This window comes from Arthrobacter sp. Cr_A7 (assembly GCF_029222765.1).
GTDB lineage: Bacteria > Actinomycetota > Actinomycetes > Actinomycetales > Micrococcaceae > Arthrobacter.
The window spans coordinates 1-20715 of record NZ_JARHXQ010000201.1; the positions used below are offsets into that span (position 1 = coordinate 1).

General features: G+C 64.9%; 22 protein-coding genes and 1 tRNA gene. 9 read left to right on the forward strand and 14 right to left on the reverse strand.

Going from position 1 to position 20715, the window contains the following annotated elements; all coding sequences use genetic code 11:
* Positions 1-1166: cysteine--1-D-myo-inosityl 2-amino-2-deoxy-alpha-D-glucopyranoside ligase (mshC, locus tag P2Q66_RS11560; protein ID WP_275728182.1), on the reverse strand; the 1166-nt coding region annotated here is incomplete at its 3' end.
* Positions 1167-1181: 15 nt separating this feature from the next.
* A complete protein-coding gene (locus P2Q66_RS11565) occupies positions 1182-2015 on the reverse strand; it encodes an undecaprenyl-diphosphate phosphatase (protein ID WP_079596124.1) in 834 nt (277 codons plus the stop codon).
* Positions 2016-2067: 52 nt separating this feature from the next.
* Between P2Q66_RS11565 and P2Q66_RS11570 the strand changes: the two genes are divergently transcribed.
* Positions 2068-3003 carry an aldo/keto reductase gene (locus tag P2Q66_RS11570; protein WP_275728184.1) on the forward strand — a complete coding sequence of 312 codons (936 nt, stop codon included), beginning with the start codon at positions 2068-2070 and terminating at the stop codon, positions 3001-3003.
* A 10-nt stretch (positions 3004-3013) separates the two neighbouring features.
* Here the strand turns inward: P2Q66_RS11570 and P2Q66_RS11575 are convergent, their stop codons facing one another.
* Positions 3014-3280, reverse strand: coding sequence for a hypothetical protein (locus tag P2Q66_RS11575; protein ID WP_079596122.1), 267 nt, complete (start codon positions 3278-3280; stop codon positions 3014-3016).
* 39 nt (positions 3281-3319) lie between these two features.
* Here P2Q66_RS11575 and P2Q66_RS11580 point away from each other — a divergent pair, with 39 nt between their 5' ends.
* Positions 3320-3553, forward strand: a complete 234-nt coding sequence (locus P2Q66_RS11580) for a DUF5703 family protein (RefSeq protein WP_013600973.1) — start codon at positions 3320-3322, stop codon at positions 3551-3553.
* A 77-nt stretch (positions 3554-3630) separates the two neighbouring features.
* On the opposite strand, the gene P2Q66_RS11585 is transcribed toward P2Q66_RS11580, so the two are convergent.
* Both P2Q66_RS11585 and P2Q66_RS11590 read right to left on the reverse strand, forming a co-directional pair.
* On the reverse strand, positions 3631-4791 hold the full coding sequence (locus P2Q66_RS11585; RefSeq protein WP_275728187.1) for an acyl-CoA dehydrogenase family protein: 1161 nt from the start codon (positions 4789-4791) through the stop codon (positions 3631-3633).
* Between the two features lie 11 nt (positions 4792-4802).
* The gene (locus P2Q66_RS11590; RefSeq protein WP_079596120.1) at positions 4803-6107 is read right to left on the reverse strand and encodes a M20/M25/M40 family metallo-hydrolase; all 1305 of its coding nucleotides are present in this window, start codon (positions 6105-6107) and stop codon (positions 4803-4805) included.
* 170 nt (positions 6108-6277) lie between these two features.
* On the opposite strand from P2Q66_RS11590, the gene P2Q66_RS11595 reads away from it, so the two are divergent.
* Positions 6278-6360, forward strand: a tRNA-Leu gene (locus P2Q66_RS11595).
* A 173-nt stretch (positions 6361-6533) separates the two neighbouring features.
* On the opposite strand, the gene P2Q66_RS11600 is transcribed toward P2Q66_RS11595, so the two are convergent.
* The 3 genes from P2Q66_RS11600 to P2Q66_RS11610 all read right to left on the reverse strand — a co-directional run bounded on the left by P2Q66_RS11600 (position 6534) and on the right by P2Q66_RS11610 (position 8966).
* The gene (locus P2Q66_RS11600; protein ID WP_275728189.1) at positions 6534-7322 is read right to left on the reverse strand and encodes a phosphotransferase; all 789 of its coding nucleotides are present in this window, start codon (positions 7320-7322) and stop codon (positions 6534-6536) included.
* Positions 7323-7413: 91 nt separating this feature from the next.
* The gene (locus P2Q66_RS11605; protein WP_275728191.1) at positions 7414-8319 is read right to left on the reverse strand and encodes a DNA/RNA non-specific endonuclease; all 906 of its coding nucleotides are present in this window, start codon (positions 8317-8319) and stop codon (positions 7414-7416) included.
* Positions 8320-8468: 149 nt separating this feature from the next.
* On the reverse strand, positions 8469-8966 hold the full coding sequence (locus tag P2Q66_RS11610) for a DUF805 domain-containing protein (RefSeq protein ID WP_275728193.1): 498 nt from the start codon (positions 8964-8966) through the stop codon (positions 8469-8471).
* A gap of 149 nt (positions 8967-9115) precedes the next feature.
* On the opposite strand from P2Q66_RS11610, the gene P2Q66_RS11615 reads away from it, so the two are divergent.
* Positions 9116-9784 (forward strand): SGNH/GDSL hydrolase family protein, encoded by a 669-nt coding sequence (locus P2Q66_RS11615; RefSeq protein ID WP_275728194.1) that lies wholly within the window; start codon positions 9116-9118, stop codon positions 9782-9784.
* Between the two features lie 15 nt (positions 9785-9799).
* Here the strand turns inward: P2Q66_RS11615 and P2Q66_RS11620 are convergent, their stop codons facing one another.
* Genes P2Q66_RS11620 through P2Q66_RS11630 form a run of 3 tightly spaced genes read right to left on the reverse strand, consistent with a single transcriptional unit; the run spans position 9800 to position 12182 of the window.
* Positions 9800-10027: a hypothetical protein gene (locus tag P2Q66_RS11620; protein WP_275728195.1), complete on the reverse strand. Its 228-nt coding sequence runs from the start codon at positions 10025-10027 to the stop codon at positions 9800-9802.
* 41 nt (positions 10028-10068) lie between these two features.
* Positions 10069-11040 (reverse strand): glycosyltransferase family 9 protein, encoded by a 972-nt coding sequence (locus P2Q66_RS11625; protein ID WP_275728197.1) that lies wholly within the window; start codon positions 11038-11040, stop codon positions 10069-10071.
* The gene (locus P2Q66_RS11630) at positions 11037-12182 is read right to left on the reverse strand and encodes a glycosyltransferase family 9 protein (protein ID WP_115523468.1); all 1146 of its coding nucleotides are present in this window, start codon (positions 12180-12182) and stop codon (positions 11037-11039) included. The genes P2Q66_RS11625 and P2Q66_RS11630 overlap by 4 nt, the downstream gene beginning before the upstream one ends.
* 209 nt (positions 12183-12391) lie before the next feature.
* Here P2Q66_RS11630 and P2Q66_RS11635 point away from each other — a divergent pair, with 209 nt between their 5' ends.
* From P2Q66_RS11635 to P2Q66_RS11655, 5 genes are all read left to right on the forward strand, one after another.
* The gene (locus P2Q66_RS11635; protein ID WP_066275770.1) at positions 12392-12694 is read left to right on the forward strand and encodes a DUF4193 domain-containing protein; all 303 of its coding nucleotides are present in this window, start codon (positions 12392-12394) and stop codon (positions 12692-12694) included.
* Between the two features lie 163 nt (positions 12695-12857).
* Positions 12858-13598 (forward strand): M50 family metallopeptidase, encoded by a 741-nt coding sequence (locus P2Q66_RS11640; RefSeq protein WP_275728199.1) that lies wholly within the window; start codon positions 12858-12860, stop codon positions 13596-13598.
* Between the two features lie 9 nt (positions 13599-13607).
* Complete coding sequence (locus P2Q66_RS11645) at positions 13608-14699, forward strand: glutathione S-transferase C-terminal domain-containing protein (protein WP_079596113.1); 1092 nt, start codon at positions 13608-13610, stop codon at positions 14697-14699.
* 30 nt (positions 14700-14729) lie between these two features.
* Positions 14730-15854, forward strand: a complete 1125-nt coding sequence (locus tag P2Q66_RS11650; protein ID WP_275728200.1) for a serine hydrolase domain-containing protein — start codon at positions 14730-14732, stop codon at positions 15852-15854.
* Positions 15855-15999: 145 nt separating this feature from the next.
* Positions 16000-17052: an FUSC family protein gene (locus P2Q66_RS11655; protein WP_275728207.1), complete on the forward strand. Its 1053-nt coding sequence runs from the start codon at positions 16000-16002 to the stop codon at positions 17050-17052.
* Here the strand turns inward: P2Q66_RS11655 and P2Q66_RS11660 are convergent.
* From P2Q66_RS11660 to P2Q66_RS11670, 3 genes are read right to left on the reverse strand one after another with little or no spacing between them, the layout of a single operon-like run.
* Positions 17049-17960 carry a MaoC/PaaZ C-terminal domain-containing protein gene (locus P2Q66_RS11660; protein WP_275728202.1) on the reverse strand — a complete coding sequence of 304 codons (912 nt, stop codon included), beginning with the start codon at positions 17958-17960 and terminating at the stop codon, positions 17049-17051. The genes P2Q66_RS11655 and P2Q66_RS11660 overlap by 4 nt on opposite strands.
* Positions 17957-19297 carry a 3-oxoacyl-ACP reductase gene (locus P2Q66_RS11665; RefSeq protein ID WP_275728204.1) on the reverse strand — a complete coding sequence of 447 codons (1341 nt, stop codon included), beginning with the start codon at positions 19295-19297 and terminating at the stop codon, positions 17957-17959. Before P2Q66_RS11665 ends, P2Q66_RS11660 begins: the two co-directional genes overlap by 4 nt.
* A 10-nt stretch (positions 19298-19307) precedes the next feature.
* Positions 19308-20669 carry an acetyl-CoA C-acetyltransferase gene (locus tag P2Q66_RS11670; protein ID WP_275728205.1) on the reverse strand — a complete coding sequence of 454 codons (1362 nt, stop codon included), beginning with the start codon at positions 20667-20669 and terminating at the stop codon, positions 19308-19310.
* Positions 20670-20715 lie beyond the last annotated feature (46 nt).

The following is a 20715-nucleotide window of genomic DNA, read 5'->3' on the forward strand; positions in this document are numbered from 1 at the left end:
GCAACCGCCCCGGGAGCGTCGAGGTCCGCGGCAAGCGCCGCCCGCATCTCTGCGATCAGCGGCCCGGCAGAACCTGCAGGGGTGTGGTCAAGTGCCCGCCGCCATGCCGCAAGGTCAGCCTTGGCGGCCGCGAAACCTTCATCCGTCCAGGACCAGTCGGAGCGGTAATGGTGGGTAAGGATGGCAAGCCGGATAGCGGCGGGATCCTCCCCTGCCGCCCGCAGCTTGGAGACGAGCACCAGGTTGCCCTTGGACTTGCTCATCTTTTCGCCGTCCAGCCCCACCATGCCCGCGTGGGCGTAGTGCCTGGCAAGCGGCACCCCGGCCAGTGAAAACGCGTGCCCGGCGCCCATCTCGTGGTGCGGGAAGATCAGGTCGGAGCCGCCGCCCTGGACGGTGAACGGCGAGGGCAGGTACTTCTGCGCGATGACGGTACATTCGATGTGCCAGCCGGGCCTGCCGGGCCCCAGGCTTCCGCCGGGCCAGCTGGGCTCGCCTTCGCGCTCCACCCGCCACAGCAGCGGGTCCAGCGCCTGGCGCTTTCCGGCCCGCCCGGGGTCGCCGCCGCGTTCTGCGAAAAGCTCCAGCATGTCACTTTCGCCCAGCCCGGAAATGCTGCCCAGGGTCCACGCTTCCGGAGAGACGGACTGCTTGCCTGCGGCCTCGACGTCGTAATAGACATCCCCGTCCGGATCACCGTTGCTGCCCTGCACCTTGTAAGCCAACCCGAGGCTGACCAGGCGTTCCACCTCGGGAACGATCAGCCCGATGGATTCAACGGCACCCACGTAACGGTCCGGGGAAAGGACATTCAGCGCCTCCATGTCCGTGTGGAAGAGCTCAATCTGGCTGGCGGCCAGGTCCTGCCAGTCGACGCCGGTGGCGGAAGCGCGTTCCAGGAGCGGGTCGTCCACGTCTGTCACATTTTGGACGTAGGAGACGTCCTGGCCGGCGTCCCGCCACGCCCTGTTCAGGAGGTCAAATGCCACATAGCTGGCCGCATGGCCCATGTGTGTTGCGTCGTACGGGGTGATCCCGCAGACGTACATGGAGGGCGCCGTTTCGGCCTCCAGCTCCACCACACGGCCTGCCGCGGTGTCGAACAACCGGATGGCAGGCATGTTTCCGGGCAGGGCAGGAACGGGGCGGGAAGTCCAGGATTTCACAGACCAAGCCTAGTGCTAGGCGCTGATGACACCGAAACCGAGAAGCAGGTACAGCGCGAGGCCCAGGAAGATCCGGTACCAGACGAACAACCGGTAGCTGCGGGTGGACACGAACTTCAGGAACCAGCCGATGATGACGTAGCCCACCACCAGCGCGATGGCGGTGGCCAATGCGGTTTCCGCCAGGCCGTACGGGCCCGTGATGCCGTCCTTGGACACCACCTTGTACAGCTGGAACAGCCCGCTGCCGAACACCGCCGGGATGGCGAGCAGGAAGGAGTAGCGTGCCGCAGCCTCGCGGGTGTAGCCCATGAGGAGGCCGGCTGTGATGGTGCCGCCGGAGCGGGAGACGCCGGGAATCAGGGCCATGGCCTGGGCGAAGCCGTACAGGATGCCGTGCTTGTACGTCAGCATGTTGAGGTCGCGTTTCTGCTTGCCGACGGCATCAGCGACGGCGAGGAACAGGCCGAAGACGATCAGCATGGTGGCCACGATCCACATGCTGCGGAGGACGGACTCGATCTGGTCCTGGAACAGCAGCCCCAGGACGATGATCGGCAGGCTTCCCATGATGACCAGCCAGCCCATCCGGGCGTCAGGATCCTGGCGCGGCACTTTTCCGCTGAGTGAACCGGCCCAGGCCTTGACGATCCGCACGATGTCCCGCCAGAAATAGATCAGCACGGCAGTCTCGGTGCCCAGTTGGGTGATGGCGGTAAAAGCGGCGCCCGGGTCGGCGGCGTTGGGCAGGAATTGCCCCACGATCCGCAGATGCGCACTTGATGAAATCGGAAGAAATTCGGTCAGTCCCTGCACTAGGCCCAGCAGGGCCGCCTCAAACCAGTTCACGCTAAGACCCTACGTCATGGGCAGCAGGGGTTCTGCCCGTAAGCTTGCTGCTATGCAGCAGCGTTACGTCGGCAACAGTGGATTGCGAGTTTCATCCCTCTCACTTGGGACCATGGACTGGGCCGGCGAAACCGATGAACAGGACGCATCGGAACTGTTGCGCACCTTCCTCACCGCGGGCGGCCGGCACGTGGACACCGCTGCCTCATATTCGGACGGGCGTGCCGAGGCGATGTTGGGTTCCCTGTTGGGAGACGTGGTGGCGCGGACAGAGGTGACCATCTCCACCAAGGCGGGAATGACGACGCCGGATGGCCGGCGCGCCGTCGACACCTCGCGTAACGCGATGCTCACCGGCCTGGATGCGAGCCTTGCCAGGCTCGGGACGGACTACGTGGACATCTGGTTCGCGCAGGCCTGGGACGGCAACGTTCCGCTGGAGGAAACTTTGTCCGCCCTGGAATTCGCCGTCCGGACGGGACGGGCCCGATATGCCGGCGTGTGCAACTTCAACGGCTGGCAAACGGCCAAGGCAGCGGCGATCGCCGGGTTCCCGCTGGTGGCGGCGCAGGCCGAATACTCATTTTTGCAGCGCAAGCCCGAAGCCGAGCTGATCCCGGCGGTGGAGGATGCCGGCCTGGGCCTGATGGCGTGGGGGCCGTTGGGCCGCGGGGTGCTCACCGGAAAGTACCGCGGCAGCATCCCGGCGGGGTCCCGTGGGGCATCCGCGTCCGGGTCAGCCTACGTGTCGCCCTACCTTGACGAGAAGCCTTCGCGGACGGTGGAAGCAGTCTGCATGGCAGCGAAAGGGCTCGGCCGGACCCCGCAGGACGTCTCGCTCAGCTGGCTGCTGTCCCAGCATGGGGTAGCCACCGTGATTGTGGGTCCGCGGACGCCGGTGCAGCTGAAGGAGATACTAGAAGCCCAGCTGACGCCGCTGCCGCCCGAGATTGCCCGGGCGCTGGAGGATGTGTCAGCACCGCAATAGATTCGCGGTCCTATTCCTGGACGATTTCCAGGTCCTCGTCGTCGTCCACGCCGCTTTCTTCGTCCTCTTCATCCTCGTCATCAAAGACCTGAAGCGGGGTCACCTCGTTGTAGGCCTCATAGAGCGCGTCCTCGTACACTTCAAACGCGTCTGCGACGGCAAAAAACGCTGCCTCCACGGAGGGGTCACCATCTCCGCGGCGGTTGGATGCTGCTATAAGGTGTTCTTCCAAAGCGGTGGTCAGGGACTGAAGCGCGACACGCGGATCGATGCTCATGACTTCACGTTAGCCGGAAAAGGACGAAAATGGAGAGCAATGAAGGAACAATTTCTCACCAGCTCGGTCCAGCGGGAACGGGATTATTTGAGGCAGTACGAGTACCTCGTACTGACGGTAAGCCCTGACGATTCACTGCACGAGGCGCGGCGCCGGCTGGTGGAACACTCCGAGTACGGCAAGTGGGAGCTGGAGCGCAGCAAGCTGTATGTGGGCGGCGGACGGCGTTTCTGGCTCCGCCGACGGGTGATGCAGGTCCAGCGGACCGTCTAGGGATTGGCGGTCCAGCGGACCGTCTAGGGATTGGCGGTCCAGCGGACCGTCTAGGGATTGGCGGTCCAGCGGAACGACTAAGGCTCGAGTGGACCCAGCCAGGCGTTCGCCACGGTGTTGTGGGCCGATTCGTCGTCGGACGGGTGGAACATCCCTGCGAGCACGTCCCGGTAGAGCCTTTCCAGTTCGGATCCCCGGAAGTAGCTTGATCCGCCGCTGACCCGGATGGCCAGGTCCACCACCCGCCGCGCCGTTTCGGTGGCGTTGACTTTCAGTCCTACGAGTTTGGGGAACCACTGCGGGCCGTGGTCGGCCAGTGCGTCGACGTCGGACGCTACGGTTTTGAGCTGTGGGTACAGGTTGTCCATGGCCATGGCAGCCTCGGCAACCTTCCAGCGGATGTCCGGGTCCTGGGCGTAGCTGCGTCCGCCGTTCTTGAATGAGGTGCGGCGCTTGACGGTTTCGACGCCTACGGCGAGGGCGCGCTCCCCCAGGCCGGTGTAGACGGCGGCGAGGAGTGTTTCGAAGCAGGCGAAGATGGCGAAAATCAGGGGGTCAGGGTTTGGTCCGACGGGGAGCTTGCGGAAGATCCGCCCCGCCGGGACCCGAACGCCTTCGAGGACCGTTGTGGAGGACTGGCTGGCGCGCATGCCCAGGGTGTCCCAGTCATCGAGGATGCGGTAGCCAGCCGTGTCCCGGGTGATGAACCCGTGAACCAGTTCCCCGTCACCGTCCCTGGCCTCGGAATCCTTCCCGAAGATCCCGAGACGGGTCCAGGCCGGAGACAGGCTTGTGAAGATTTTGGTGCCCGTGAAGGAGTACCCGCCGTCGGGTGAGGGCGCTGCGGTGGTGCGGGAGTCAAACAGGACGGAGTCGTTGCCCGCTTCGGAGTTGCCGAAGGCGAAGATCTCCCCGCTGGCCGCTTCCTCCAGGACGAAGTCCAGGGACTGGTCCCCGCGGGCGCCGAGAACCTGCGCGACGCCGGTCCACACCAGGTGCATGTTGACGGCGAGGGCGGTGGCAGGGGCAGCCGTTGCCAGCCTCCGCTGGCACTGCGCCGCCGCTTCGAGCCCAAAGCCCATGCCGCCGTCGGACGTGGAAACAAATAACTTCAGGTAGCCGGCGGCAGCCAACTCCCGGAGATCCTCGTGGAAGAAGGTGTTGTCCCTGTCGTAGCCGGCAGCTCGGCCGCGGATCCGCTCCAGGAGGGAATCCGGGAGCAGCTCTTCGGGGGTCATGCCCGCCCCTGTCAGTAGTTGGTAAGCAGGGTGTTCAGCACCCTGGCGCCGAATTTGAGCGAGTCGGCAGGGACGCGCTCATCGACGCCGTGGAACATTCCGGTGAAGTCCAGTTCGTCCGGCAGCATCAGCGGCGCGAATCCGTAGCCGGTGATTCCGAGCCGGCTGAGTGACTTGTTGTCCGTCCCGCCGGAGAGGGTGTAGGGCAGGACTTTGGCGCCCGGGTCCTCGGAATGGAGTGCGTCGATCATGGAGTCCACCAGGTTGCCGGCGAACGGCACCTCGAGGGAGACATCCTGGTGGACGTAGCTGACGTCCACGCCGGTGCCGGCGAGTTCCCTCACGATCTCGAGGACGTGTTCCTGCTGCCCGGGAAGAGTGCGGCAGTCGATGAGGGCCTCGGCAGATTCGGGGATGACGTTGTGCTTGTAGCCGCCCTTGAGCAGCGTGGGGTTGGTGGTGTTCTGCAGGGTGGCGCCGACGAAACGCGACACCGTGCCCAGCTGGTCCAGCAGGCGGTCCGGATTGTCGGCGTCGAACTCAACTCCCGTGAGTTCCGTCACTCCGTCCAGAAACTGCCGGGTGGTGGGCGTCAGTTCGATGGGCCACTTGTATTCGCCGATGCGGGTCACCGCGGCCGCGAGGCGGGTGACGGCGTTGTCCGTGCTGATCTGGGAACCGTGGCCCGCCCGGCCGTGGGCCACGAGGCGGAGCCAGGAGATCCCCTTTTCGGCGGTTTGCAGCAGATACGTGCGCTGGCCGCCAATGGTGGCCGAGAAGCCTCCCACCTCCGAGATGGCTTCGGTGGCGCCTTCGAACAGTTCGGGGCGCTTGTCGACGGCGTAGCGGGCTCCGTAGGCGCCGCCGGCTTCCTCGTCAGCGAAGAAAGCGAAGATGATGTCCCGCTTGGGCTTCCTGCCCGAGCGGGCGAAGCTCCGCAGGACGGAGAGGATCATGGCGTCCATGTCCTTCATGTCGACGGCGCCGCGGCCCCAGATGAGGCCGTCCTTGAGTTCAGCGCCGAAAGGGTCCACCGACCACTGGTCCCGGAGGGCGGGCACGACGTCCAGGTGGCCGTGCACCACCAGGGCACTGGCGGAGGGATCCTCGCCAGCCATCCGGGTCACAACATTCGCCCGCCCGGGGGCGGATTCGAAGATTTCCGCCTCCATGCCGACTTCCTCAATCAGCCCGGCAGCGTATTCCGCAGCAGCCCGCTCCCCCGGCCCGGAGCCGTCGCCGTAGTTCGAGGTATCGATCCGGATGAGTTCCTGGCAGATCCGGACAACTTCATCCTCGGGCAGGACGTCAGGCATTGGAAGCTCCTCGTTGGGGAATGACTGGTTGGCACGCGCGAATTCGCTGCCCTCAGCCTACCCACTTGGCCCGATTCGTTGTTCCCGGAAAGTCGTGTTAGAGTTTTTCTCGCTGCTTCGGAGAGGCGCGAAACACTGGAAGGTGTGAACGGTTCCCCGAATTACCACCTGCGCGGGTGGCGGAATGGCAGACGCGCTAGCTTGAGGTGCTAGTCCTCGAAAGGGGGTGGGGGTTCAAGTCCCCCTCCGCGCACAAACGGAAGCCCCGGAAAATCAATGATTTTCCGGGGCTTTTTCGTGTTTGCCGGCAACCTCCATTGAGGCGTTGCTCACAGTGCGCGTCCCCCACTGCGGGCTACCCGAACTAAAAGCGCTGCAGTGCCGGGCCGAGCATTTTGTGTCCTTGTGCCTCAAATGCCTCATCCCCTACCCGGTGTGCCACACGGATGTAGCAATCGCTTCCTGCAGCAGGTCAATTCGCCACACGTGGGCGGAACGGGGATCGTCACCATACCCATTCAGGAACTCCTCCTCGAGCGCCCGCTTTTTCTGCCACTGCTGCACCGCCAACCTGCAAAAGTCCGTAGCTGCGGGTCGAAAATCGAAGCGGCCGAAGTCTATTGCCCGAAGCATGCCGCTGTTGCTGATCCAGTTCCGCGGCTGCCAGTCTCCGTGGGTGGGAACAACGCGAATGGGCATCGGCTGATACTTCCGCAGGCGTTCACGGGCCTGCTGTTCCACTGCTGGAGCGATCCGATGCTTGCGCTCCAGCCAGCCCGCGGCCTTCGCTGTTGCCCGCGCCTCATAGTGCTCGTCAACCCGGGTCTCCTGGCTGTGAATCAGCCTCAGCAATTCACCTGCTTGAGCATGAATGCCTGGGGAAAGTTCATCCTCCGTACCCTCGACAAGTTCCCCTTCGAGGTACTGGAGCACCAAGAGGTTGGAGCTTCGGCTTGCGTGCAGCATTTCACCCACCCGGCCCCGGGTGAGGAGCGGACCCGTGTAGGAGCTGTGAGCCTTGATCTCCCTGCCGATGTGATGGTTTCCCGGCCCGGCAGCTTTGATAATCACGGTGGTGCCGGCGGCCTTGACGTGAAGCACGGTTGTGTCGAGTTGCCCCCAGGACATGTCGGCAATAAGCGCCGGGGCGCCGAGCCATCTTTCTGCGAGCCTGGCCTGTTGCTCTGACAACCGCCCGCCATCCCACCGCGCCATCCCCGGAGTTTATCGCGGACCTCACCAACCGGGACCGGCATCGCGACGGGATCGGGCAGGCCGACGAGCGGCGCCGGAAGAACAACCAGGCTTAGGGCACACCTGCGCCCAGCAGGTCGAAATCCAGGTCAAGGTCCTCCGGCGATGCCAACAGGCGCCAGGTGGAACCGACGCGGACCTCGCCGAGGGTGGCGGCGATCGGCATACGGTCCGCTTCCACGAGTTGCTCCAGCTCCAGGCCGGTGAGTTCTGCGATATCCCGGATCGGCACTTGAAAGGTCCGGAAAGGGCCCAATGGCGGAACGTCGTCTACGGCTCCAGGCCGCGGCACGTCCGGCAGGCCCGCAAGCTCGGGAGACTGGTCCACAACGTACCCGGTGGCTGCGGGATTCCCCTGGTGTACGAATACGGCGACCTTGAAGAAGCGCAGGGGAATCTCAACGCCCCGGTAGACCGGATCGATGTCGCTGAAGATCGGTCCCGTAAACACCACCAGTCGCCGGCGGTGGTCAGCCGCGTGGTCCAAAAGATAGGATTCCATGCCCAGCCACAGCTCCAGCCCCTGGTTGAATTTGGCTGCCTGGGGTGCCGCATTGGTGTAGTGGAATGTGTCCTGGTTCGCCCGGGCAGCCTCAGCCTGGGTATCCCCCCACACCGCTGACGCGCGACGAACCAGGTGCCCGCGGTCAATATCGTTCCGGGCATAAACTCTCTCCCCCGTCTGCTGGTCCTCACTCAGCCTGGGATCCATGCGCCAAGTGATTCCGGACCTGCCGAGGTCCCTGAGTTTGCTTCCGTCGATCCCGAGTCCTGTGACGGCGGCAAGGCGTTTGTCCGGGCGCATCAGCACGGAGAAGTGCGTGTATGGCAGCAGGACCGACTCCACATTTTTCAACCCCGGCATTGGAATGGTCACGCCTAAGAAGTCCACATCAAAGCCCCGTCGGTCCGAGTAGTCGTCGGCGGTCGCAGACTGGGCTGCCAGAAGTTCATCCATGGCCCGGACCATACCAGCACCATGTGACAGCCAACCGAACAGAGGGCTGCGGTCGAGGTTATCGGTATGAACGGAGAGAGTGACGGTGGCCGGGTTAAAACGAGAGGGAGCCCGCCTTGAAAGGCGAGCTCCCTCTTGTAATGCCGGCGTCAGTAGCCGGTGGGCTGATCGAACCGTTGTCCCGCCGGGTTCGACGGCAGGATGGCCATCACCAGAAGAGCCAGGGCGCCAAGGATCGGAACCAGGATCACCAGAACGAGCCAGCCGCTCAGGTTGGCGTCGTGCAGCCGGCGGACCAGCAGCGCGATGGACGGAACAATGACCGCCAGGCCCCACACGATCATCAGGATGCTGCCCACGATTGCACCGGGCCCGGGGACCGCCGTGCCGTTTGCGGCCACCGTAGCGCCAGGGGCTCCGGCCACCGAGGTGATGATGTTGAGGACCACGCCGACAAGGAAAGCGACAAGCGCCCACCACCAGTATTCGCTCCGGCTGGCGCGGCCTGAGAACGTGGCGTACTTCTTGAAGAAGCGGCGCACCGCAACGGGCAGGCTGGCTCCGTAGTGCGGCGCCCATAACGGCGGCTCGCCGGCTGCAGGCTGGAAGGACTGTTGCTGCTGACTGGGGTATTGCGGATAGCTCAAGGATTCCCCCCGGAATGTCAAAGTGATGAGACCAGCCAATCCTAGAGCCAGCAGCCTTAAAAAGTCCTTTCGATGGATAAACTTCATCTGAAATTCTTCCCCACTCGCCCCCAGTGGCACCGGATCGAGTACCCGGGCAGTATGGGTACATGGAGGCACCTTTGGCAGTCGAGCCCGGTCCCGGCCACGTCGTGCTGCTCGGCGATTCCATCTTTGACAACGCCGCCTACGTGGGCGGCGATCCCGACGTCGTCACGCAGCTACGCCAGGAACTCCCAGGGTGGCGGTGCAGCCTGGTGGCGGTCGACGGCGACGTCATGGCGGGCGTGGAGCGGCAGCTGGCTGCCATGCCCCGGGATGCAACGCATCTGGTAGTCAGCGTCGGCGGAAACGACGCCCTCGGGTACGCGCCATTGCTGCAGGAGCCGGCACCATCGGTGGCAGTGGCCCTCGCCATCCTGGCCAACGCCCAAAAGAGGTTCGGCTCAGAATACGACGCCGTAACTGAGGCGCTGATGAATACGGGGCTGCCGGTTGCCGTCTGCACGATCTACGACACTCCCCCATCAGGGACGGACCAGGCCATCATCAAGGCGGCCCTGTGCCTCTTCAACGATTCCATCACCAGGGCGGCCTTTTCGCGGGGAGCTGGCCTGATCGATCTCCGGCTCGTCTGCACCGAGGATGGTGACTACGCCAACGCGATAGAGCCGTCGTCCCGGGGCGGGCTGAAGATTGCGCGGGCCATCGCTGCATTCGCAGCAGCGGATCACGGCACCCGGCCACCCATCGTGGTGACAGGCGGCCTGCCGCAGTAGCGGCGGAATCGGCAATCAGTGCGGCCGCAGCCTCCGCCGGGGACGCCTGCCATGTCCCTCGGGGTGTGAGCCGGCTGCAACGGGCCGGTACTCGACCCTTCGCGTTCCGGTGCGGTCCTCCCGCTTCTGCTGCCGGCGGGCCTTCCTCTCGGGGCGATCAATGGCAGACAGGATGCTCAGCGTTACCGCTACCCACAGCACCGCAGCCAACAACACCAAGGCAATCTCCATATCAGTGCCCATGCCTCCATTTTAGGCTTCCACAGACCTGATGCACCGTGCTGCTAGAACAATCCCAGCTCCCGGACTGCTGCCAGGACGTCGGGCACCTGTACTGCCAGCAACGCGGGATCCGGTTGTCCGGAGAACGTATCCCCCAGCCGCAGTTCGGCCTTCGTCAGGACAACATGGGGTCCCGGCGGTGGTCCCCAAATCTCGGGCGGCGCGGGTCCGAACAGCACCACCGACGGCGTACCGTACGCCGAAGCCAGGTGCGCCGCGCCGGTATCAGCCGAGATCACCAGGCGGGCGGCGGCGATGGTGGCCGCGAACTCCCCCAGTGAAAGGTGACCGGCCAGTACCGCTTCCGGCGGCAGCCCGGCACGGCTGCAGACTTCCACCGCACGCTCCTTTTCCGAATTGCCCCCCGTGAAGACAATGTTGTGGCCGGCGTCAGCCAGCGCGGCGGCAACGGCAGCAAACCGCTCCGCCGGCCAAAGCCGGCTGCCGTACGCCGCCCCCACATGCAGGACCGTGGCGCCCGGAACAGGGCTGGGAACGTGCGGCAGGTTCAGCTGCACATCCAGCGGGTCCGCTTCAATGCCGTGCCACTCCAGGAGCCGGACCCACCGTTCCCGTTCATGGAGTTCACCACGCCAGGGCGGTCCGTCCCGGAACTGGCTCCGATGCCCTATGGTGTGCCGCGCCTGGAGGGCTTCAATCCGCCCCTGGCTCTCGGGACCGCTGCCGTGGAGGTTGACGGCAACGTCCACCACGCCTGGTTCCATGGCGAGCGGCTCGTCGAGGCCGTGGGTGGGCAGCAGTTCATAGCCGCCCACCAGTCCCAGGGCCTCCGATAGCCAACCCTGGGCCGCATACCGGAGCCGGTGCTCCGGGAATGCCCGGCGGAGTGCCTTCAGCGCGGGCACCGCAACCAGCAGATCACCCAGCTTCAGGGCGCGCAGAACCAGGAGCTCGGGCTTCCCGTCGATCATGCTGTTGGTGCCGGCATGCTCCAACCCTTCCCCGCCGCTCATGCATCCTGCTTTGCTGCTCCGGTGGCCACGAGGCTTCGGACGTCCTCGTAAACATCACGCACCTCGATCCCTGCCACGACGGAGTCATCGTGGGGGCAGCGGGGCGCCGTCCAGCCAACCTGGGTGACGTCTATCCCGCAGGTAGGGCAGGCAGTCACCCAGGACGCATGGATCCTGTGCAGGCTACGGCCCAGTGCCCCGGCGTTGATAACATTTCCTGCCCAAAAAATTCCTACGGTGGGCACCCCGAGTGCCTGCGCAAGATGGCGGGGGCCGCTGTCATTGCCCACCACCACGGCCGCATTAGCCAAAAGCGCCACGAGGCCGGACATCTCCAATTTCCCGGCCACGGATTTGACGGCCCCTGATGCCGCAAGGCCGGCAATCCGTTCCGCCAACTCCTGCTCGCTCGTGTCCCCGACAACCATCACCCGGTAGCCGTCCGCGGCGCAGGCGGCGGCAAGTTCAGCAAACCGCTCAGCCGGCCAACGACGGCGGGGATCAGTTGCGCCCGGATGGATCACCACGAGGGGCTGGCTGGCGTCGTTGTCCTTCCCTGCAGGACCGGGCGACAGTCCCTCAACAGGCTCAAGCCGCGCTTCAAGGTCAACGGGGAAAGCCCCCGCAAATCCCGCCACCTCCACCGCCCGCAGGGGCTCGTGCTGGTAGTAGAGGTAGGGAACGGTCCGTTCCAGGCTGGCGGCGTCCGCTGTTCTGGTACCCACAGTGTGGCGCGCGCCCAACCGCAGCAGGAACGGGTTTGAATACCGGCCGCCGCCATGAACCTGGACGGCGAGGTCAAACCTGCGTGCGCGCATGTCCTCGAAGAACGTGTCCAGTTCCACAGGGTCTTCGCTTCCGGGCCGGACACCCTCGGAAAAAGGAAGGACGCACACTTCGTCCACCGGGCTCTTAACGGCCGCGAGCAGTGCCCTATGTATAGGAGTACCCAGGAGTGTGATGTCCGCTCCGGGATAGGCAGCCTTGAGGGCGGCCATCGCCGGGATGGCGAAAATCAGGTCACCGAGCCCGCCGCCGCGCAGCACAACGATCCTGGACACGTCATCGAACTTTTCCAGCACCGGCCCCACACCTGTGCCAACCTGCCCGGCACCGCCGAACTCCGCAGTGAGCTGCTCCACAAACGCCCCTTCGATTCGGGCGGAGACCGCGTCGCTATGCCGCGCCCTCCGCTGCTCGTGCGGCTACAACAGGTTATTCCCCTGAAGGCCGCCTCCTTTGAACCTTTACCCAGACGGCGGCAAATATACTCCGTCTATTGGGGAATACCCGCTTGATGCTGTACGTTTCATACGCGACAGGCGAACCAAAGAAAAGAGAAGCACCCAAAGTGGCAACCGATTACGATGAACTGCGCTCCGACGTCAAGGAATCGCAGGACAACTCACTCGAGCAGCTCCAGTCAGCAAATGCTCCCGACGCGCGCAGCGTTGTCCTTGAGCTGGATGAGGCTGACGGGCTCGACGGCGCGGGCGTTCCCGGAGGCGAATTCGTCGCCGAGGAGCTCGTGGTGCAGGTCATTCCGCAGGCCGAGGACGAGTTTACCTGCTACTCCTGCTTCCTGGTCCGTCACCGGTCCCAGATTGCCCGCCAGAAAGATGGCCACAGCTACTGCACCGAGTGCGAGGGCTAGTAAACACAGCCGCTAATGTGCTGCGGACACGTCCGCGGCACTGCCGGATCGAAAGGCACGCTGCACGCCGGCGTGCCTTTCGGCTTTAAGCCTGCACACAGCCTGCTCCAGTAACGTGGACGTTTATGGCTAAGAGTGGCAACGCGTCTTTCCGGAGGCCCGGATGAACATCCCCGGCGATCTTTGGCAGGCGTTGGCTGAATCATTCCGCCGCACGGACCTTCCTGCCATTTCCTTCACTGAGCTTTTGCTGGCGGTCGTGCTGGCAACCGCTTTGTCCATTCCCAGCCGCTCCTGGAAGTACTTTGGCTTGTTGGCCACGGCTGTCCATGAGCTGGGCCATGCTGTTGCCGCCCTCACGAGCGGGCAGCGGTTGTCCGGAATACGGTTGCGGCTGGACCACTCGGGAACCACCACCTCCTACAGCCGGAGCCGGCTTGCCGCCGCCTGGTCATGTTTCTGGGGGTATCCGGTTCCGGCGATCGTCGGTGCGGCGTTTGTGATGTGCGGCTTCAGCGGCTGGGGGCCAGCGTCCATCGCGGGCAGCGCCGTCGCCCTGGTTGCCTCGCTTCTTTTCATCCGCAACCTGGCAGGCTTCCTCATCACTGCCGTCGCGATTGTTGGCGGGCTGACGATGATCCTCGTGGTACCGGACGCCTTTGTGGGGCATGTGGCGGTCATCCTGGGCCTGGCACTGCTGGTGGGCGCCGTACGGGACCTGATCAAACTGGCAAACGTCCACGTCCGCAGAAGGGAGCGGCTTTCCACGTCTGATGCATACCTGCTCTACCGGGCTACTGCCGTGCCTTCCGCCATCTGGATCACCCTTTTTGCTGCCCTGGTGGGCGGCTCCTGGTTCGTGGCGTGGCAGCCGATCTCCACGGTCCTGCTCCGGGGCGCATAGGCTTATGCCATGAGCCAGGAAACGGACAGCATCCAGCAGGCCGCCGATGGTAAGACGGCCGAACACAGCACCCGCGGCGCGTATGTGACCGGCGGCGCAGAATTCACCCGGGACACAAACTACATAGAGGACCGCATCACCCGGGACGGCAGGCCGGGCGACAATGGCGAACCGGGCTGGCCGGTTGAAGCGGGGCGTTACCGCCTCATCGCAGCGCGGGCATGCCCGTGGGCCAACAGGGCTGTGATCGTCAGACGGCTGCTGGGCCTGGAGAACGCCATTTCCCTCGGCCAGCCAGGCCCCACCCATGATTCACGTTCGTGGACCTTCGACCTTGATCCCGGCGGCGTGGACCCGGTCCTGGGCATCGAACGCCTGCAGGAGGCCTACTTTAAACGCTTCCCCGGCTATCCCCGGGGGATTACCGTCCCGGCGATAGTGGACGTCCCAACGGGCGCCGTAGTAACCAACAACTTCCCTCAGATCACCCTCGACTTCTCCACCGAGTGGACCGAATTCCACCGGCCCGGCGCGCCGCAGCTGTACCCCGTGCACCTGCGGGAAGAGATCGACCAGGTGAACAAGCGGGTTTTCACCGAGGTGAATAACGGGGTGTACCGCTGCGGTTTCGCAGGTTCACAGGAGGCTTACGACTCCGCGTACGAACGCCTCTGGGCAGCCCTTGACTGGCTGGAAGAACGACTCACCCGCCAGCGCTACCTGGTGGGTGACACCATTACGGAAGCCGATGTGCGGCTTTTCACCACGCTGGCCAGGTTCGATGCGGTCTACCACGGGCACTTCAAATGCAACCGGCAGAAACTGAGCGAGATGCCCGCGTTATGGGCTTACGCGAGGGACCTCTTCCAGACACCCGGCTTTGGTGACACCACGGATTTCGTCCAGATCAAGCAGCACTATTACATCGTCCACGAGGACATTAACCCCACGGGCATCGTTCCAGCCGGACCAGACCTTCGCGGATGGCTGGAGGATCACGGCAGGGAATCCCTGGGCGGCCGGCCGTTTGGGGACGGGACGCCGCCGGGCCCGGTCAGGCAAGGAGAAGAAGTAGCAGCGGGACACGGTCCGCAGACGTAGCGGAAAGCGCTTTCTAGCTAAACTGTCCGGGTGCAGACTTTTCAAGGCTTCGTAGCGCCCGGATTCGACAACGTGCTTGAACTGTTCGAGTCCCTCCTTCTAGACGATCCGAATTACAGCGCACAGCTTGCCGCCTACCATCGTGGAGCGCCCGTGGTTAACCTCACCGGCGGTCCGGATATGACACCGGAGACCGTGACCGGCGCCTATTCATGCTCCAAAGGTGTCGCGGCGATGGTGATCGCACTGCTGGTCCAGGACGGCCTGCTGGACCTCGACACCACGGTGGCCCACTACTGGCCCGAGTTTGCCGTGCATGGGAAGGACCGGCTCCTGGTGCGCGAGGCACTCTCCCACCAGGCCGGCCTTATGGGACTGGAGGGCGGCTTTGGCCTGGACGAATTCACAACTCCTGCCGCAGCGGCGCGGCTGGCGGCGGCCCGCCCCTCATGGCAGCCGGGCCGGCAGTTTGGCTATCACGCCCTGACCATCGGCATCATCATGGAAGAGCTCTGCCGCCGCACAGCAGGGGAATCGCTCCAGAGTGTCTACGAGCGGAGGATCCGCACACCGGAGGGCGTTGATTTTTTCCTGGGCCTTCCCGCGGACCTGGAACCGCGCTACCGGGACGTGATCTACCAGGACGCCGTGGACCAAGACACCGCGGAGGAGCCATGGCTGGATCCGCTCAGCCTCGAGGGCCTGAACAGCAATGCGCCCATCAGCGGCATCATGGAGCTTCCCAACATCCGGTCCGTCCGTGCTGCGGGAATGTCCGCGGCCGGAGGCGTGGGATCGGCCGAAGGGTTGGCCAAGCTGTATGCCGCCGCAACCACCGGCATCGGAAACCGGCATCCGTTCCTCACCCCCGAAACCGTCGACGTCATGTCCCGCGAACAGGTCTGGGGCCTGGACCGGTCCTCAGGGCTGGACAATGCCTTCGCCGTCGTCTTCATGAAGCCGCACCCCTCGCGGAACTTCGGCAGCCACCACGCCTTCGGCCATGAGGGAGCCAACGCCGCCTTGGGCTTCGCTGATCCCGCCTACGCGCTGGCCTTTGGCTACATTCCGCGGCGCCAGGAGGACGGGCGAACGCCCGGAAAGGCCCACCGGCTGGCTGCTGAGGTCCGCCGCTCGGCAGCAAGACTTCCCTAGTTCCCCCGTTCCCCAGGGTTTCTTGACGCCCTGACCAGCCGTGTTGTTATGCAGGAAGCTGCCCCCTAAGGTTGGGCGGATGGTCAAGTCTCAAGCACGCCCCGATATGAGGTGGGCCAGGGGAACCCAAATCCTGAAACAGGCGGTGGCCGGGCTGTCGGCGGCTTTCGCCGCCCAGCGCCTGCAGCTCGCGGCGAAAGCGGCCCTGGCGGCCGGGCTGGCGTTCATGATCGCTCCACTGATGCCGGGGGCTGCGGCCAACTATCCCTACTACGCGCCCCTGGGCGCACTGGTGGTGATGTACCACAACGTGGCTGGCTCCGTGCGGCAGGGGCTTCAGGCACTTACCGGGCTGGCCCTGGGTATCGGGCTCGCCTTTGTGCTCGTCAACTTCACCGATCCATCCCCGCTCACGGTTGCCGTCTTTATGGGCGTAGGCGTCCTGCTGGGCGGGCTCCCGCGCATTGGCTCGGGCAGTGATTGGATCCCGACGGCGGCCCTGCTGGTTCTGCTGGTAGGCGGCAGCAACCCGGACGACTTTTCGTTCGGGTACCTGGTGCAGATGGGCGTCGGCGTAGCGGTGGGAATTGCCGTGAACTTCCTGGTCTTTCCCCCGCTGCACCTGAACGCAGCCGCCGAAAGCCTGGATGAACTGCGGCGTGCGCTCGGGACCCAGCTGACGGACATGGGGGCGGCCCTCAAGGAGAAGTGGCCCCCTGAGCACGAAGAATGGTCACGCCGTTCAGATGAACTGGCCTCAGCTGCCCGGTCGGTGCGGCACCTGGTCAAGGAAGCCGATGCCAGCCGACGGGCAAACCCGCGCCGAAAGCTCCACCCCCGCGACGTCGATCTCGACTACCGCAACCTGCGCGAGCTCGAACGGGTGACGTTCCACATCCAGGACATGACGGACGTCCTGTCGGACGTGATCTGGGAAAGCGACGTTCCCTACCAGGTGCCCGTGCAGGACAGCGGGCCGCTGGCGTACGCCATGACGGCCACCGGGGAACTGCTGCATTCCTACCGCGACACGGATGAGCCTGCACAGCGGGAGCGATTCGAAACGGCGCGGGCAGCGGTGGAAGCCTGCATGGCCGCCACCGCCGGCAGGGAAGCCGAACAGGGAACTGTTCCGGCGTCCGAATCGATCCTGCTCAGCCTCCACCGCATCCTGCGCGCCCTTCGGCCCGCCGCCTAAAGCGCAGTGACGGAACCACTGAAATGACGGCGGCCTGATCTGGGGTTCCAGGCCACAAAGTCCGAACGCTTCCATGTCCCGGACCCACCCTGGTCGCTGCTGATTTCCAGGGCCACACGGCAGGGAAGAAACACAGGGGCGTCGAAGTCAACGTCCCATGTGAAGGAATCCCCACGGACCGAGCCAACGTCCGCCAGCGCCCGCGACGCCAGATACATGCCGTGGGCGATGGACCGGCGCATGCCCAAGGCCTTGGCTGAGAGCACGCTGAGGTGGATCGGATTGAAGTCGCCGGACACAGCTGCGTAAGCCCGTCCCGCGTCGACGCCCAGCTGCCACACACCGGTGGGGTCCGGTGCCTTGAAGTCTCTTCGGACCGGTGCCGAGGAGGGCTTATCCACCCCGGGCAGGAAGACGCCCTTGGCAAGGTAGGTGGAAATTCCCCGCCAACAAATGTCCCGCGTGCCGGCCACCCGCACCTCGGCCACCACGTCCACCTGAGTACCCGCGCGGTGCCCACGGAGATTCTCCACCCTCGCAGTGATGTCCAGCGCGTCGGTGAAGAGCAATGGGGCGCGTTGCTCAACGCTGTTACGCAGGTGCAGCATGCCCAGCAAGGGCAGCGGGAAGTCGTCCCTGTTCATCACACTGATGGCAAGCGGAAAAGCCAGGGCATGGATGAAACCGGCAGGCAGCACATCACTGGCCGTCTCGCCCAGCAGGTGCTGGTACGCGGTCAGGTTGGCAACGTCCAACGTGACACCCCTGACCTCGTGGCTCTCGACCGGCAGAACCGACGAATCATGCGTTCCCAGCAGCCTGCGCCTGGCCGCCTGCGCAGCGGCATTGACGTACAGCTTGGACAGCGACGGCATATCCCCGAGGATGACCGGCTGCAGGGGCGTCATGCCCCCACCATGTTCTGCCCGCATACCCGCAGCACCTCGCCATTGATTCCGCCGGCGGCACCGCTGGCCAGGAAGGAAATGGCTTCTGCGACGTCGGACGGTTTACCGCCCTGCTGGAGGGAATTCGCACGGCGGGCAATCTCCCGCAGCGCGAACGGAATCCGTTCGGTCATCTCAGTTTCGATGAAGCCCGGCGCCACGGCGTTGATGGTGCCGCCGGATGCGGCCAGCAGCGGGGCTGTTGCCCGGACCATTCCCATCACTCCCCCCTTTGACGCCGCGTAGTTGGTCTGCCCCCTGTTGCCGGCGATGCCGCTGGTGGAAGCAACAGAAACAATACGGGGTGCGGGCCCAAAGTGTTCGGACGCCAGCAGTGCCTCGTTGATCCGCAGCTGTGCCGCGATATTGATGTTGATCACGGAACTCCACCGTGCGTGGTCCATGTTGGCGAGCAGCTTATCCCGGGTAATTCCCGCGTTATGGATCATGATGCCAAGCCGCCGGTGCCGCTGAACGGCGTGCTCGATGATCCTTTGGCCGGCATCGTCCCGGCTGATGTCCAACTGGAGTGCGGTGCCTTTTACCTCATTAGCCACTGCCGCCAGATGGTCCCCCGCCGCAGGCAGGTCCACCAGGACCAGGGTGGCGCCGTCACGGTGCAGGGTGCGGGCGATCTCCGCGCCAATCCCCCGGGCGGCGCCGGTCACGACGGCAACCTTGCCCGCCAGCGGCCTGTCGAAATCGTCCGGAAGTTGGCCGTCCGTGCTGGACACAGTCAGGAACTGGCCGTCCACGAAGGCCGAGCGGCCGGACAGGAAGAAACGGACAGCCGCCAGGGCTGACGGGCTGGTCGGCTCCACGTCCCCGGAGAGGAGGATGCCGTTGGCGGTGGCGCCGGCCCGGAGTTCCTTGGCCAACGAGCGCAGGAACCCGTCCACACCCTGCCGGGCGGAAGCGGCGGCGGGAGAATCCGCCTCGGAAGCCGGCCGTGAGACTGTCAGGACCCGGGCGCCGGGCGCAAGGTCGCGCAGCGAGGCCCCTGCGGCAAGGACCGGCTTTTCGAGGTCCTCCGGCCGCGCAACGTCGTCCAGGACCAGGATGATGGCACCAAGCTTTTCCCGGGGAACCGCGTGCCGCCGGACATCCAGGTCCCACGCCAGCAGCTCTGCAGCGAGTTTGTCGGCGGCCGCCGAGTCTCCCTGGACCACAATGGGTCCGGTGATCAGCGGCTGGCCGGGCTTGTACCTGCGCAGCACCGCCGGCTGGGGCAACCCCAGTTTCCTGGCCACGTTCCTGCCCAGGCCCTGGTTCACCAGCTGTGCATATTTGTCCGTCATCGGTGACCCCTTACAGAGATTCGAGAATCGCGACGACGCCCTGGCCGCCGGCCGCACAGACCGAGACCAGTCCCCGTGCCGGCCGGCCGTCGGTGGTGCCCTTGGCATGGAGGAGCTTGGCCAGGGTGGCCACAATCCTGCCCCCGGTGGCGGCGAAGGGGTGGCCGGCCGCCAGTGACGATCCGTTGACATTGAGGCGTGCGCGGTCAACCTTGCCGAAGGCACCATCCAGGCCAAGGCGCGTACGGCCGAACTCCTCGTCCTCCCACGCCGCCAGCGTGCTGAGTACGGTCGCTGCGAATGCTTCGTGGATCTCGAAGAAGTCGATGTCCGCCAAGGTGAGGTTGTGCCGTGCCAGCAGCCTGGGCACTGCGAAGACTGGTGCCATCAGCAGCCCGTCCTTGCCGTGTACGAAGTCCACCGCTGCAGCCTCGGCGTCCACTATCGCTGCCAGTTTGGGAAGGTCCCGGGCGTCGGCCCACTCGTCGGACGCCAGCAGAACGGTTGAGGCGCCGTCCGTCAAAGGGGTGGAATTGCCGGCAGTCATGGTCGCGTCCGCACCGAGGTTCCTGCCGAAGACAGGCTTCAGGGCGGCCAGCTTTTCCATGGACGTATCGGCTCGAAGGTTTCCGTCGCGTGCCAGGCCGCGGTATGGGGTGACGAGATCGTCGAAGAACCCGGACTCGTAGGCGGCGGCGAGATTGCGGTGGCTGTTGAGTGCCACTTCGTCCTGGGCCTCACGGGAAACTTTCCACTGTGCAGTTGTCAGCGCCTGGTGCTCCCCCATGGAAAGGCCGGTCCGGGGCTCGGCGGTGCCGGGCGCCAGTGGAGCCAGGTCTTTGGGCCGCAGGCGGCTGAGGATCTGCAGCCGCTGGGGAATGGTCTTGGCGCGGTTCAGGTCGAGAATGACTTCCCTGAGTCCTTCGCTCACCACCACCGGGGCGTCCGAAGCGGAATCCACTCCGCCGGCAATTGCGGACTCGATCTGGCCCAGCTTGATCTTGTTCGCCAGACCCACCACGGTCTCAAGTCCCGTGGCGCATGCCTGCTGGAGATCGTAGGCAGGAGTCTCGGCGGACAGGGCCGAGCCAAGCACCGCCTCACGGGTGAGGTTGAAATCCCTTGAATGCTTGAGGACTGCACCCGCGGCTACCTCCCCCACCCGCTCGTCCTGCAGGCCGAAGCGCGCAATAAGGCCGTCCAGGGCAGCTGTCAGCATGTCCTGGTTCGAGGACTTGGCGTAGGAACCGCCGGCGCGGGCGAAGGGAATCCTGTTGCCTCCGACGACCACGGCCCTCCGAAGGGCAGGGCCGGAAGCGCTGGGTACGCCTGATTCTCCGGGGCCGGTAATGGACTGTCCGTCAATGGACATGGCTGTCTCCTCTGGTCACATGCGGTTACCGATACCCAGCGTACCT